Genomic DNA, 16,013 nt, shown 5'->3' on the forward strand with positions numbered 1-16,013 from the left:
TGGTCGTCCTTGCCGCCGGGCATTTGCCCGGCGGGTTTGCAGCGGCCTCAGACCACATGGATACCGTTCTGTACCCACAGGTGATGGCTTGGATCCTCCTGGGCCGTGTATTGGTTATAGTCGATACCGTCGGCAGTTTGGTTCCCGACCAGCGTCCAGTTGTCCGTCATGTGAACCGAGTCTTTGTTGTCCCCTTTGATGATGAGTGTGTCGGTGCCGGTTTCGGTGATTGCCACCACGTCCGCCAGGTTGAGCGTCAGCGCCACCGAACTGGTGTCGTTGAGGTCGATGACTTCGATGTCGTGCACGCGCCCGGCCAGGTTGCCCAGGTCGATGCTGGCATCGCCGCCGCCCCACAGCAGGGTGTCGGTACCTGTGCCGCCCTCGACACTGGCGAAGTTCTGGTCGACCACCACCAGCGTGTCGTTACCCGCACCACCCTGCAGGGTGATGTGGCCACCCTGGCTGCCATCGAGGTGGTCGTTGCCGTCGGTGCCGGCGATGACATCGGTGGCGGCTGCCAGGCTGGCCAGCGCTACCGCCTCGTCACCGGTGTCGGCCTGCAGCGAAGTGAAGGTGGTGAGGCCGGCAGCATTGTCCAGGTTGACGGTCAGCGTGGCGGTGTCGGTGGTGCCGTTCGGGTGGGTCAGCTCGTAGGTGAAGGTGTCGTGCTGGCCGACCACCGCCGAGGTAAGCCCTGGGTTGAGGGTGTAGGTGTAGCTGCCGTCAGCATGCACCAGCAGCGTGCCGTAGGTGCCGGCCACACTCACCCCGTTGTAGCCCGGGATGGTGTAGGTGTTGGCCGCTGTCAGCACGCTCAGCACGGTCAGTGCCGAACCGACGTTGTCGTCACTCAGCAGGTTGCCGGTGGCTGCCGTCGCGCCGCTGACCACGAACTCGGTCAGGTGCGTGGTGGTGGCGTTGAGGCTGGTGGTGATGGAGCTGAGCAGGCCGATGCCGCCGGCGGTGACACGTACGTGGTAGGTGCCGGCCCCCTGGTTCTGGAAGGTATAGCCCGCGCCGCCACCGAGCAGGCTGATCAGCGACCCCCCCGGTACCGACTGCACCAGTACGTACTGGCCGGTGGCCGGGTTGAGCTTGAGCAGTTCGATGGTGGTGCCGTTGAGCAGGCTCAACAGGTTGGCGGAGTTGACCACCACCTGCAGGTTGGCCGTGGTATCGGCGGCAACCGTGGTGGTGTAGGTGGCCTGGCGGGTACCGATCACCGGCAGGCTCAGCGAGCCCAGCGCACTGCTGCTGGTGTCAACACGGTTGGCCAGGGTGACATGGCTGGTCCCGACATCGTTGACCGCGTCGACCACCGTGGCCGGTGCAGCGTAGTTGGTGTTGCTCCAGACCTCCGTGGCTTGCGGGCTGTCGATGCGTACGTACAGGTTGGCGGTGTCGGACAGGCCGTTCGGGTGCACCAGCTGGTAGCTGAACACATCCACCTTGCCGACACTGTTCGGGCTGCCGTTCGGGGTGTAGGTGTAGCTGCCATCCGCACTGATCACCAGGGTGCCGTACTGGCCCTGAACCGTGGTCGATGTACCGGCCGAGACATAACTGCCGTTTTTCAGCACTTGCAGCACGGCGGCGCTGTCCGGGCCGCGGGCATCCACCGCGCCATCGGTGCCCACGTCGGTGATGACGTTGCCGGTGGTGGCAGTGCCGGTGCCGGTGAACTGGGTCAGGCTGGTGGAGGTGATGTCCAGCGCGGTGCTCACGTTGGTGACCAGGCCGATGCCGCCACTGCCCACGGTCAACCGGTAGTCACCGGCTTGCAGCACGCCGATGTCCACCTGCAAGCCGATCGGCAGCACGATCAGGTCGAGCAGGCCCTGCGTGTTGCCGGTGGCGAGGGTCACCCAGGCGCCGCTGGCGTCTTTTACCTGCAGGGTGAAGCTGGTGTTGTTGAGCAGTGCCAGCACGCTGTTGGTGGTCAGTGTCAGGGTCGGGTCGGCCGTGGTGCCTGCCGCCACCGTCCAGGTGTAGGTCTTGGAGAAGCCCGACAGCAGCGTGGTGAAGCTGTCGGTGTAGGTCTTGGTGGCACTGACCGCTGCCAGGTTGACCGTGGCCGTGGCCAGGTTGTCGCTGGCGATGACCGGCGCGTTGGCATCCACATCCGGCGCGGTGACGTTGACGTTGCCCGACACGTTGCCGCGCGGGTCGCTGAGGGTCACCGAGAGGATCTGGCCGTTGTCCTGAGGCGGGCTCAGGGTCACGGTAAAGGTGCCGCCCGGCTGCACCGTCGCGGTTTGCAGCACGGTACCGTTGGCGCTGCGCACGGTCACGGTGGCGCCCACTTCGCCAGTACCGGTCAGGGTACCGCCGTCGGCACTGATCAGCAGGTTGCCGGCAGCCGCAGGTGGGGTCAGGTCTGGTGCGGTCAGCGTAGTACCGGTGGAGACGTTGCCGGCGCTGTCGGTGAGGGTGACGCTGAGCGCCTGGTTGTCGATCTGCGCCGCAGTCAGGCTGACCACGAACAGGCCGTTGCTGCCCACCGTTGCTGTCCCCAGCACGGTGCCGGCGCTGTTGCGCACGGTGACCGTGCTGCCGATCTGGCCAGAACCGCTGACCGAGGTGCCGTTGGCGTTGATGGTGGCCAGCGGGGCGGCTGGCGGGGTGGTGTCGGGCGCGGTCAGGCTGGTGCTACCGGACAGGTTGCCGGCAGCATCGGCCTGGCGCACCACCAGCAGTTGCCCGTCGTTCTGTGGCGAGGTCAGGGTGATGGTGAAGGTGCCGTCGGCTTGCACCACACCGGTACCGACCTGGCCGTTCGGGCCTTGCACCGTCACGGTGGCGCCCACTTCACCGTTACCGGTGAGCACGGTACCCGCGCCGTTGATGGTGACGTTGGTCGGTGTTGCAGGTGGTTGCACGTCCGTGGCGGTGTAGCTGGTACTGCCGGACACATTACCCGCAGCGTCGGCCTGGCTCACGCCCAGTACCTGGCCGTTGAGCTGTGCGGCGTTCAGGTTGACGGTGAACACGCCACCGCCATTCACCACCGCCGTGCCGAGCACGTTGTTGCTGGCGTCGCGCACGGTCACCGTGGCGCCGGCTTCACCGGTACCGGTCAGCACCAGGCCGTTCAGAGACAGCCCGGTCACCAGCGGGTTGGCCGGTGGTGTGATGTCGGCGGCTTGCAGGAAGGTTGGCTGCGATTCACCGCCTACCAGTGCTACAGCTGTCACCGAAATATGCTGGCCGTTGAGCTGCGCTGTGTTCAGCGTCAGGGTAAAGGTGCCGTTCAGGGTAGCGCCGCCTGTGCCGATCAGGTTGCCTGCGGCATCGTAGACCCGAATGCCCACGCCACTTGGCGCATTACCGGCCAAGGTCAGCCCGTCGCTGCCCAGCGTCACGTTGGTGGGGGGCACTGGTGGCGCGATCAGTGGGGTGGTGTACGTGGCGACCGCAGAGGTATTGATGCCGTCGGATTGCGTCACTGCCAAGGTGGCGAGCGAGCCCGCCGCCGGCACCAGGGTTATCTGGAAGTTACCCGCGGCATCTACCGTACCCGTGCCGATAACCAATCCGCCGCGGCTGATGGTGACGGTGGCATTCGGCTCGCCCTTGCCGGTCAGCACGTTGAACGTGTTGTTGATGGCCATGTCGGTGACCACCCCAGGCGGTGAGGTGTCGTTGGTCTGATAGGGCACAACCACCGAGGCGTTACCGGCATCGTCCGTGGACACCACTGTGAGCAACTGGCCGTTGTTCTGCGGCGGGTTGATCGGCACGGTGAACTGGCCGTTTGCACCCACTTCCACGGTGCCTACGACGTTGTTGTTCGGGTCACGCACCGTGATGGTGGTGCCGGCTTCTGCCGTACCGGTCATCGACGTGCCTGCCGGGTTGAGCAACAGGTTATCGGGTTGCACTGGCGGCGTAAGGTCTGGCGCGTTCACCAGCAGGGGCGCCGACGGGTTGCCCGTGGCGTCCTGGGCGATGACGGTGAGGACTTCACCGTTGATCTGCGGGTTGTTCAGGTTGAGGACAAAGGTGCCGTCCGGATCGACCGTCACCTGGCCCAGCAGGTCGCCGTTGTTGTTGACCACGGTGACGCGGGTGCCGGCTTCGGCGGTACCGATCACCTGGGTGCCGCTGTCGTTGATGGTGGCGATCACGGTGGCCGGTGGCGTGGTGTCCACCGCCGTGACCGAACTGATTGGCGAGATGTTACCGGCACCATCGGTCAGGGTCACTTGCAGCACTTGGCCATTGAGTTTTGCGGTATCCAGCTCGACCACGAAGGTGCCGCTGGCTCCCACCGTACCGGTACCGACCTGCGTGGTGCCAACGTAGACCCGCACCGTGGCGCCTGCTTCGCCGACACCGCCCAGTTCGTCACCCGCCGCATTGAGCCGTAGCTCGGTTGCCGCAGCAGGCGGCGTGTGGTCCGGCGCCAGTACGCTGACCGGCAGGCTGACGTTGCCGGGTGGGTCGGCCTGCAGTACCGACAGCAACTGGTTGTTGATTTGCGCAGGCGTAAGTTCGACACGGAAGCTGCCATCGGCGAGCACCGTGCCAGTACCCAGCACCGTGCCGGCGGCATTGCTTACGATGACGGTCGCGCCGGCTTCGCCCAGGCCGCTGACAACGCTGCCGTCTGCGTTGATCACCACTTGGGTGAGCGGGGCGGGTGGGGTGAAGTCCGGGGTTTGCAGGGTTGCCACTGCCGACACGTTGCCGGCTGCGTCGGCCTGGGTAAAGCTAAGCAGCTCGGCGTTGCCCAGTGCCGGGTTCAGGGTGATGGTGAAGTGGCCGCTGGCATCGACGGTGGCGCTGCCGATTTCGTCGCCGGCCGGGTTGGTCACGGTCACCAGCGCGCCAACTTCGCCGCGGCCGGTGAGGGTGACGCCATCCCCGGAAACGGCCAGTTCGGCTGGTGCCGTTGGCGGCGTGGTATCGGGTGCGGTAATGGCGCTGGCGGCGGACTGGTTGCCAGCCGCATCGGTCAGTACCACTTGCACTTGCTGGCCGTTTGCCTGAGGCGATGCAAGGTTGACCTGGAAGGTGCCGTCCGCGCGCACCGTTGCACTGCCCAGCACCGAACCGTCGGCGGCGAGCACGCGCACGCCGGCACCTGCTTCGCCGGTACCGTTCAGCAAGCTGCCGCCCCCTGCGAAGGCCAGGTTGCCGGCAGCATCCGGGGCGACGCGGTCAGGGGCGATCAAGCTGACGCTGTTGGACTCGTTGCCGGCCACATCGGACTGGCTGGCGTTGAGCTGTTCGCCATTGATCTGCGGCGCGCTCAGGTTGACGCTGAAGTTGCCACTGGCATCGACCACGGCAGTACCCAGCTCGATACCGCCTTCGCCTAGCACGGTAACGGTGGCACCTGCCTCGCCGCGGCCACTGAGGACAAGGCCGTCGTTGGACAGCACCAGGTTGGTCAGTGGTTGCGGTGCCGTGGTGTCCGGTGCCTGCAAGGTGGCAGGCAGCGATACGCTGCCATCGGTGCCCGTTGCGCTGACCTGCAGCACTTCACCATTGGCCTGTGCACTGCCCAGGTTGACAGTGAAGGTACCGTCGTTGGCGACCGGGCTGCTGCCCAGCAAGACACCATTGGGGCCATACACCTTGACTGTGCTGCCCGCCGCTGCGGTGCCGGTCACCGACAGGCCGTCAGCGGCCAGGACCAGGTTGTCCGGGGTTGCCGGTGCCAGAACACCCGGCGCGGTGACGTTTTGCGCAGGGGAGACATTCTGTGCGGCATCCGCCTGAATCACGCTCAGGCTTTCACCGGTGATCGCGGCCGGCGACAGGGCCACGCTGAAGTGGCCGTCGGCCCCGACCGTGGCGGTGCCCAGCACGGTATTGTCGGGTGCCCGCACAGTGACTGTTGCGCCTGCTTCGCCATTGCCTGTCAGGGTCGCGCCATTGGCGGAGACCGCCAGATTGGTCACGGCCGCTGGCGGCGTGGTGTCGGCTGCGCTGTAAGGCGCGGCCGGCGACACGTTGCCGGCGGCGTCGGTGGCGGTCACCTGCAGCGTCTGGCCATTGGTCTGGGCGCTGTTCAGGGTGACCTGGAAGGTGCCGTTGCTGCCGGCCACCGCCGTGCCCAACACGTTGCCGCTGGCATCGCGTACGGTCACGGTGCTGCCGGCTTCGGCGTTCCCGGTCAGTTGCAGCCCGGTACCGGACAGGGCGAGTGTGGTCGGTGCCGCAGGCGGGGTGAAGTCCGGCGCAGTGACCGGCACGGCGGTTGAGGTATTGTTGCCCGCATCGGTCTGCGTAACGTTCAGGTGCTGGGCGTTGAGCTGGGCGCTGTTCAGGGTCAGGGTAAAGCTGCCATTGGCCGCCACCAGGCCGCTGCCGATGATGGTGCCGTCCGGGCCGCGCACGGTGACTGTGGCGCCGGCTTCGCCCAGGCCGGTCAGGGTCAGGCCGTTGTTGTTCAGCACCACATTGGTCAGCGGCGCGGGTGGGGTCAGGTCCGGGGTCGACACGTTGATGGCTGGCGACGTGTTGCCGGCGGCATCCACCTGCGTGACGCCGATGGCCTGGCCATTGGCTTGCGGGGTGTCGAAGGTCACCGTGAAGCGGCCGTCGGCGCCCACGGTGGCGGTGCCCAGCACGGTGCCGGCGGCGTTGCGCACCTGCACGGTAGCGCCCACTTCACCGCTGCCGGACAGCTGGCGGCCGTCCTGGCTCAATAGCGGGTTGGTGATGGCGGCGGGTGGCGTGCGGTCGGGCGTGGCCAGGCTGGCCGGGCCGGAGACGTTGCCGGCAGCATCGCTGAGGGTGACTTGCAGCGGGCTGCCGGTGGTTTGCGCGCTGGGCAGGGTGATCTGGAACTGGCCGCTCTGGTTGACGGTGCCGGTGGCCAGGATGGCGCCACTGGCGTCGCGGACGGTGACGCTGGCGCCGGCTTCACCCTGGCCGCTGAGCACGGTGGCCGCGCTGTTGAGGCTGAGGTTGCTGGCCGCCAGCGGTGCTTGCAGGTCAGGTGCTTGCAGCGTGGCCGCGAGCGAAACGTTACCCGCAGCATCGGCCTGGGTCACGATCAGGTTCTGCCCATTGGCCACGGCCGGCGAGAAACTGACGCTGAACAGGCCATTGCTGCCGACGGTGGCAGTCCCCAGCAGCGTGCCTTGAGCGTCTGTCACGCGCACGGTTGCGCCCACTTCGCCCTGGCCGGTCAGTGTGCTGCCGGTGGCGTTGAGGGTTACCTGGGCCGGCGCGTTCGGTGCCGTGGTGTCATTGGCCACCACGATGGCCGGCACCGAAGGCTGGCCGTCGACAGTAGCCTTGGCACTGACTTGCAAGGTCTGGGCATTGAGCTGGGCGTTCTGGAAGAACACCCGGAAGGTGCCGTCGCTGCCGACCGTGGCGGTGCCCAGGGTAGTGCCCCCGGAGGTCACGGTAATCAGCGAGCCGACCGTACCTTGGCCGGTCAGCAGGAAGCCGTCGGCGCTGATGGCAAGGGCCGACGGTGTGGCCACTTCCGTGCCAGTCGGGCCTGCTACTGGCACCTGGGGTGACTCATTGCCGGCAGGGTCGATCACCACCACAGCGACAGTTTCGCCGGTTGTCAGTGGCGGGTCGACCGGCACCACGAAGGTACCGTCTGGCCCTACGGTGATTGTGCCGCGCACGGTGTCATCCGGGTTGCGGATTTCTACCGTGCTGCCGGGTTCGGCGGTGCCGCCGACCGTGCCGCCGTCCGGGCTCACGCTAATGCCGGTGGCCGGCAGTGGATCAGTGGTGTCCGGGGCGGTGACAGAGACCGGTGCCGAGTCGTTACCGGCAGCGTCGGTCACTACCACGGTCACGGTCTGGCCGTTGTTCTGCGCTGTATCCAGTGGCACGCTGAAACTGCCGTCCGGGTTGACCGGGACAGTGATCACATTGCCAGCCCCATCGCTCACGGTGACCGAGTCCGCGCCAGGTGCGTTACCGGTGACCGTGGTGCCGTCGTCGCTGACAAGCACACCTGTGGGCGCAGCCGGTGGCGTGATGTCCGGCGCAGTGATCTGGCCGGGCAGGGACTCATTACCCGCCGCGTCGGTCAAGGTCACGTTCAGGGCCTGGCCGTCCAGTTGCGCAGGCGACAGCGGTACCGTGAAGTTGCCGCCTGCCGGCACGACTACGGTACCGACCACGGTGCCGTCTGCCAGCCGCACTTCCACCGTAGAGCCCGCTTCACCCGTACCCTGGATGGCGTTGCCGCCCGGGGTGATGGTGAGGCCGTTCGGTGCGGCCGGTGCAGTGCTGTCGTCGGCGGTAAAAGTAGCCGACGGCGAGGCATTGCCGCCCCCATCGATCAGCACCACCGACAGCACCTCGCCATTGGTCTGGGCGGGGGTGAGTAGAACTTCGAAGGTGCCGTCTGCCGCCACCGGTATGGTGCCCAGCAGGTCACCGGCGGCGTTGCGAACCTCGACGGTGCTCCCGGCTTCGCCCTGGCCGCTGAGCAGCGTGCCCGTAGGGTCGAGGCCCAGGCCTTGCGCCGGCAGCGGTGCCTCGAAGTCAGGTGCGGTGACGGTGCCGGCTGGTGAGTCGTTGCCGGCGTTGTCCGTCTGGGTGACGGACAGGGTCTGGCCGTTGAGCTGTGGCGGGTCGATTGTCACCTGGAAGGTGCCATCGGGCTGGACCGTTGCGGTACCCAGTACTGCGCCACCCGCGCCGGTCACGGTCACCTGCGCACCAGGCTCGCCGCTGCCGCTCAGGCTGCTGCCGTCGCCAGCCAGAATCAGGCCGGTGGGTATATCGGGTGCCTGGGTATCCGGTGCTGGCAAGTCGACCGCCGCTGACAGGTTGCCAGCCGGGTCGCGTTGCTCCACGGTCAGTGCCTGGCCGTTGGTCTGAGGCGTGTCGAGCGTGATTTCGAATGCGCCGCCAGTGCCGACCACGGTGCTGCCCAGCACGCTGCCGTCCGGCCCGCGCACGGTGACGGTGGCACCGGGTTCGCCGTTGCCGGTGACCGTGGTGCCGGTGCCATCGATGGCCGGGGTGGTGACCACTTGCGGAGGGGTGGAGTCGGGTGCAGTGAAGTCTACGGGCCCTGCGCTGTTGCCCAGGTTGTCAGTGGCTTCGACTGTGAGGCTTTCACCATTGCGCTGCGGTGCATTGAGGGTGACATCGAAGCGGCCGTCGGCGCCTACGGTGGCGGTGCCCAGCACGTTGCCATCGGCGTCACGCACGGTGACGATGGAACCGTTCTGGCCTTGGCCGGTGAGGTGAATGCCAGCGGTATCGATGGCCAGCCCCGAGGGTTGCAGCGGGCCATCGGTATCGGGCGCCACGATGGTGGCGGTCGAGGTATTGCCAGCGGGGTCGCGCAGTACCACGTCCAGTTCCTGGCCGTCTGTCTGCGGTGGGTTCAGGACCACGCTGATCACACCATCGTTACCGACCTGGGCGTTGCCCAGCACAGTGCCGTCGGCACTGATGACCTGCACGGTGGTGCCCGGTTCGCCGCGGCCGGTGAGCAGGCCGCCATCGGCACTCAGTTGCAGTTCGCTGGCTTCATTGGGCGGGGTGATGTCAGGGGCGGTGATCTGGGTCGGCAGCGAGCTGTTGCCAGCGCCATCAACCGCCACCACATCCAGGGTCTCGCCATTGGCCTGGGCCGGGCTCAGGCCGATGGTGAAGCTGCCATCCTGGCCAGCCTGGACGCTGCCCAGGACATTGCCCTGTGCGTCACGCACCTGCACCTGCGTACCGGCCGGTGCGGTACCGGAAACGCTGGAGCCGTCGCCGGCCACCAGCACGCCGCTCGGGCTCTCGGGCAGCGGAGTATCGGCAACGGTCACACTGACCCCTGCCGAGGTATTGCCGGCGGCATCGGTCTGCACCAGGACGATGTTCTCACCTGCGGCCAGCGGTGCCTCCAGGTCAACCACGAAGGTGCCATTGGGCGCCACGATGCCGGAACCGAGCACGACACCTTGGGTGTCACGCACTTGCACCGTGGCACCGGGCTCACCACGGCCAGACACGGCCAGGCTGCCATCGCCTGCCACCACGTCGGTGACGATCGCCGGTGCGGTGATGTCTGGCGCCGTGTAGCTTAGCGGCACCGAGGTGTTGCCGGCCGCATCGGTCACAGTGATGGACAGGGTTTCGCCATTGGCCTGAGGCGGGTCGAGGGTCAGGCTGAAGCTGCCATCGGGCCCGGCAATGGCGCTGCCGATCAGGTTGCCCAAGGCATCTTTCACCTCCACCCGGGCGCCCCCTTCTGCAGTGCCGACCAGGCTGTCACCATTGCTCAGCACCAGGTCGGTTGGTTGCAGCGGTGCCACCTGGTCCGGCGCTGTCAGCGGGCTAGGTGTCGAGACGTTGCCGGCGGCATCGGTCAGGGTCACTTGCAGGGACGAGCCATCCACCACCGGGGTTGGCAGTTGCACGTTGAAGCTGCCATCCGGTTGCACGGTGCCGCTCACCAGCACCTGGCCCTGGTCGTTGCGCACCTCCACAGTGGTGCCTGCTTCACCCCGGCCGGAGACCGTGCGGCCATCGACGCTGATGACCAGTTGGGTGGCAGGCGCTGGCGGTGTGGTATCACCACCGTTATCAACGATCGGTGCAGTGACGGTGCCGGCTGCGGAGGCATTGCCTGCGGTATCGGTGGCGGTTACCTGCAATTGCTCGCCGGCCACTTGAGGCGGGGTAAGGCCGATGCTGAACGTACCGCCGGCCCCCACCACGACGCTGCCTAGCACGGTAGTGCCGTCGGCTGCCAGCACGCGCACGGTGCTGCCAGCTTCGGCGCGCCCGGTCACCACGCTGCCATTGGCGCTGACAGCGAGTTCGCTGGGGGCGGCAGGTGCGGTGATGTCCGGCGCGGTCACTTGTACCGGCAGTGACGAAGCCCCGTTGTTGTCGATGGCGACCACGTCCAGCAATTGGCCGTTGGCCTGGGCCGGGTTGAGCACAACGGTGAAGGTGCCCTCGGCGCCGACCACGATGCTGCCCACCACCGCGCCATTGGCATCCTGCACTTCCACGCGGCTGCCGACCGGCGCGGAGCCGCTGACGCTTGTGCCATCCGCAGCGACTACCAGGTCGCTCGGGCTGGCCGGCGTGGGCACCAGCGGTACATCGAAGGTCAAGGCCCCGGACGCGTTGCCGCTGGCGTCGGTCTGCACCAGGCTCAGGCGCTCGCCCGGCAGCGCGGCCGGGTCCAGGTCGAGCAGGAAGGTGCCGTTGGCGGTCACCGTGCCAGTGCCGATCACGGTGCCATTGACGTCGCGTACTTCAACGGTAGCACCGGCTTCGCCGCGACCGCTCAAGGTCAGGCCGCCGGTACCGACCACGATGTTGCCGACTACGGCTGGGGGCGTGGTGTCCGGCGCATCGAACTGCAATGGGGTGGAGACATTACCCGCGGCGTCCACCACTCGAATGTCGAGGACCTCGCCATTGGCTTGGGCAGGGGACAGGGTAACGCTGAAGCTGCCGTTCGGGTTGACTACGCCGCTGCCGATCACGTTGCCCGAGGCGTCGCGCACCTGCACGGTAGCGCCAGGCTCACCGCTACCGGTCAAGGTAATGCCGCCGGCCAGGTCCAGGCCGGTCGGCTGGGCGGGGGCCTGCAGGTCTGGGGTGGCCACCGTGCCAGGGGTGGAGGCATTGCCGGCGGCATCGGTCAGTACCACTTGCAGGGTACTGCCATCGTTCACCGGCGGGGCCAGGGTGATCTGGAAGGTGCCATCCGGGTTGACTGTACCGTTGGCCAGCACGTTGCCCTGGGCATCGCGTACTTGCACGCTGGCGCCCGCTTCGCCACGGCCGCTCAGTTGGCCACCGGCCAGGCCGACGACCAGGTTGGTCGGCGCCTGGGGTGGCGTGGTATCGACACCGTCGATGTCTGGGGCCGTGACGCTACCGGCACTGGAGGCATTGCCGGCGGTGTCGGTGGCGGTGACTTGCAGCACTTCACCGTCCACTTGCGCGGGGCTGAGGGTGATGCTGAAGCTGCCGGTGGCGCCTACCACCGCCGTACCCAGCACGGTAGTGCCATCGGCGGCCAGCACGCGCACGGTGCTGCCCGCTTCCGCGCGGCCAGTGACGACGGTACCGTTGGCGTTGATCGCAAGTTCGCTCGGGGCGGCCGGGGCGGTGATATCCGGCGCACTGATCTGCACCGGCAGGGACGATGCACCCGTGCCATCGATGGCGACCACATCCAGCAGCTCGCCGTTGGCCTGGGCCGGGTTGAGGATGACGGTGAAGGTGCCTTCAGCGCCCACTACCACACTGCCCACCAGCGTGCCGTTGGCATCGTGGACTTCCACGCGGCTGCCGGCCGGTGCAGACCCCGTGATGCTGGTGCCATTCGCGGCCACTACCAGGTCGCTTGGGCTGGCGGGGGCAGGGGTAACGGGCACCTCGAACTGCAAGGCTTCGGACGCGTTGCCGCTCGGGTCGGTCTGTACCAGGCTCAGTGCGGCGCCCGGTTGGGCTGCCGGGTCGAGATTGACCACAAAGGTGCCGTTGGCGCCGACCGTGGCAGTGCCGATGACGGTACCGCCGGCATCACGCACTTCAACAGTGGCACCGGCCTCGCCGCGACCGCTGAGCACCAGGCCACCGGTACCGACCACGACATTGCTGACCGCCGCAGGCGGGGTGATGTCCGGTGCATCGAACTGCAGCGGTGCAGAGCTGTTGCCAGCGGTATCCACCAAGCGCACGTCCAGCGCCTCGCCATTGGCCTGGGCCGGGAACAAGGTGACGCTGAAGGTGCCGTCTGCGTTGACCAGGCCGGTACCAATCACGTTGCCGGCGCTATTGCGCACCTGCACCGTGGCGCCAGGTTCGCCGCGGCCGGTGAAGGTGACGCCATCGGCCAGGGCCAGTTCGGTCGGTTGTGTCGGGGCTTGCAGGTCTGGAGAGGCGACCGAGCCCGGTTGCGAGACGTTGCCAGCGGCATCGGTGAGGGTGACTTGCAACGTGCTGCCGTCGTTCACGGCAGGGGACAAGGTTACCGCGAAGGTGCCATCCGGGCCGACAGTGCCGGTTGCCAGCACAGTGCCTGCCGCATCGCGTACCTGTACGGTGGTGCCGGCCTCGCCACGCCCGCTCAACTGGCTGCCGGCGAGGCCGATCACCAGGTTGGTCGGTGCGTCAGGTGGCGTGGTATCGCCCCCGTCGATGTCTGGCGCGGTGACCGAGCCAGCGGTCGAGGTGTTGCCTGCCGCATCGGTGGCGGTGACTTGCAGCACTTCGCCGTCGACCTGTGCCGGGTCCAGGGTGATGCTGAAGCTGCCCGTGGCGCCCACCACCACGCTACCCAGCACGGTGGTGCCATCGGCGGCCAGCACACGCACGGTGCTGCCCGGTTCGGCACGGCCGGTGACTACTGTGCCGTCAGCGTTGACGGCCAGGTCGCTCGGGGCGGCAGGTGCGGTGATGTCCGGTGCGGTGACCTGCGTTGGCAGGGACGCTACGCCAGCATCGTCGATGGCCACCACGTCCAGCAGTTCCCCATTGGCCTGGGCCGGGTCGAGGACCACGGTGAAGCTGCCATCGGGGCTCGCCACGACACTGCCAATCAGCGTGCCGTTGGCATCATGCACTTCCACACGGGTGCCGGCAGGTGCCGTACCGCTGATGCTGCTGCCGTCTTCGGCGAACACCAGGTCGCTGGGGCTTGCCGGGGCAGTGGTGACCGGCACTTCGAACTGCAGCGCTTCGGAGGCGTTGCCGCTTGGGTCGGTCTGCACCAGGCTCAGTTGCTCACCTGGCTGCACAGCCGGGTCGAGGTTGATCAGGAAGGTGCCGTTGGCGGCTACCACACCGGTGCCGATTACGGTGCCGTTGGCATCACGCACTTCGACGGTGGCGCCGGCTTCGCCACGACCACTCAGGGCCAGGCCGCCGTTGCCGACCACGATGTTGCTGACCGCCGTCGGCGGAGTGATGTCCGGTGCATCGAACTGCAGCGGTGCAGAGCTGTTGCCGGCGGTATCCACCAGACGTACGTCCAGTGCTTCGCCGTTGGCCTGTGCGGGGTTCAGGGTCAAGCTGAACAGACCATCGGCGCCGACTACACCCGTGCCGATGAGGTTGCCACCGGCATCACGCACCTGCACGGTAGCGCCCGGTTCGCCGCGACCGGTGAAGGTCACGCCGTCAGCCAAGGCCAGCTCGGTAGGCTGGGCAGGGGCCTGCAGGTCTGGCGAGGTGACCGAAGCGGGTGGCGAGACATTGCCAGCGGCATCGGTCAGGGTCACTTGCAGGGCGCTGCCGTCGTTCACGGCAGGGGTCAGGGTAACTGCAAAGCTGCCATCGGCGCCGACAGTGCCGGTGGCCAGCACAGTACCTGCCGCATCGCGTACCTGCACAGTGGTGCCAGGCTCGCCGCGCCCGCTCAGCTGGCTACCGGCCAGACCGATTACCAGGTCGGTCGGGGCTACCGGTGGCGTGGTATCGACACCGTCGATGTCCGGTGCGGTCACCACGCTGGTGGGCGATGTGTTGCCGGCGGCATCTGTTGCGGTGGCTTGCAGCACTTCACCATCGACTTGTGGCGGCGCGAGGTTGATGCTGAACACGCCGGTCGGGCCGACCACGGCCGTACCCAGCTCGGTGCCATCGGCGGCAACGATACGCACAGTGCTGCCCGGTTCGGCACGGCCGGTGATGACGCTGCCGTCAGCGCTGACGGCCAGTTCGGTCGGTGCGGCCGGCGCGGTGATGTCCGGCGCGGTGATCTGTGCGGGCAACGAGGAAACGCCACTGTCATCGATGGCGACCACATCCAGCAGTTCGCCGTTGGCCTGGGCCGGGCTCAGCTCGATGCTGAAGGTGCCGTCGGCATTGGCGATGGCGCTGCCGATCAGGGTGCCATTGGCGTCATGAACCTCCACGCGCGTCCCTGCAGGGGCCGAGCCGGTGAGGGTGGTGCCGTCGGCATCGACGGCCAGATTGCTCGGGCTGTCCGGCGCGGTGGTCAGCGGTACGTCGTATTCGAGGGCAGCGGAGGCGTTGCCGCTTGGGTCGGTCTGCACCAGGCTCAGCTGTTCGCCAGGCTGCGCAGCTGGGCTGAGGTCGATCAGGAAGGTACCGTTGGCAGCGACTACGCCAGTGCCGATCACGCTGCCGTTGGCATCGCGCACTTCGACCGTGGCGCCCGGTTCGCCACGACCGCTCAGGGCCGCGCCACCCGCACCGACCAGGATGTCGGTTACGGCATTGGGCGGGGTGATGTCCGGGGCTGTGAATTCCAGTGGTATCGAACTGTTGCCGGCCGCGTCCACCAGGCGTACGTCCAGTGTTTCGCCGTTGGCTTGCGCAGGGTTCAGGGTCAGGCTGAACAGGCCATCGGCGCCGACTACACCCGTGCCGATGATGTTGCCTGCGGCATCACGCACTTGCACCGTGGTGCCCGCTTCGCCACGGCCGCTCAGTTGGCTGCCGGCCAGACCGATTACCAGATTGGTCGGGGCTTCAGGCGGTGTGGTATCCACACCGTCGATATCCGGTGCAGTAACGGAGCTGGCCACGGACGTGTTGCCAGCAGCATCAGTCGCAGTGGTTTGCAGGACTTCACCGTCTACCTGTGGCGGAGCAAGGTTGATGCTGAACACGCCGGTCGGGCCGACCACGGCCGTACCCAGTTCGGTGCCATCGGCGGCAACGATCCGCACAGTGCTGCCGGGTTCGGCACGGCCGGTGATGACGCTGCCGTCAGCGCTGACGGCCAGTTCGGTCGGTGCGGCCGGCGCGGTGATGTCCGGCGCGGTGATCTGCGCAGGTAGTGAGGAAACGCCACTGTCATCAATGGCGACCACATCCAGCAGTTCGCCGTTGGCCTGGGCCGGGCTCAGCTCGATGCTGAAGGTGCCGTCGGCATTGGCGATGGCGCTGCCGATCAGGGTGCCGTTGGCGTCATGCACCTCCACGCGAGTCCCCGCCGGGGCGGAACCGGTGAGGGTGGTGCCGTCGGCATCGATGGCCAGGTTGCTTGGGCTAGTCGGCGCCGTGGTCAGCGGTACGTCGTATTCGAGGGCAGCGGAGGCGTTGCCGCTTGGGTCGGTCTGCACCAGGCTCAGTTG

At 67.3% G+C, this 16,013-nt stretch carries 1 protein-coding gene; it reads right to left on the minus strand.

Annotation, left to right across the window (positions count from 1 at the left end; translation table 11 throughout):
- Nucleotides 1-47 precede the first annotated feature (47 nt).
- Nucleotides 48-16,013: BapA/Bap/LapF family large adhesin (locus LU684_RS25595; protein ID WP_232895192.1), on the minus strand; the 15,966-nt coding region annotated here is incomplete at its 5' end.

This window comes from Pseudomonas sp. NMI542_15, assembly GCF_021283425.1.
Lineage (GTDB): Bacteria > Pseudomonadota > Gammaproteobacteria > Pseudomonadales > Pseudomonadaceae > Aquipseudomonas > Aquipseudomonas fortuita.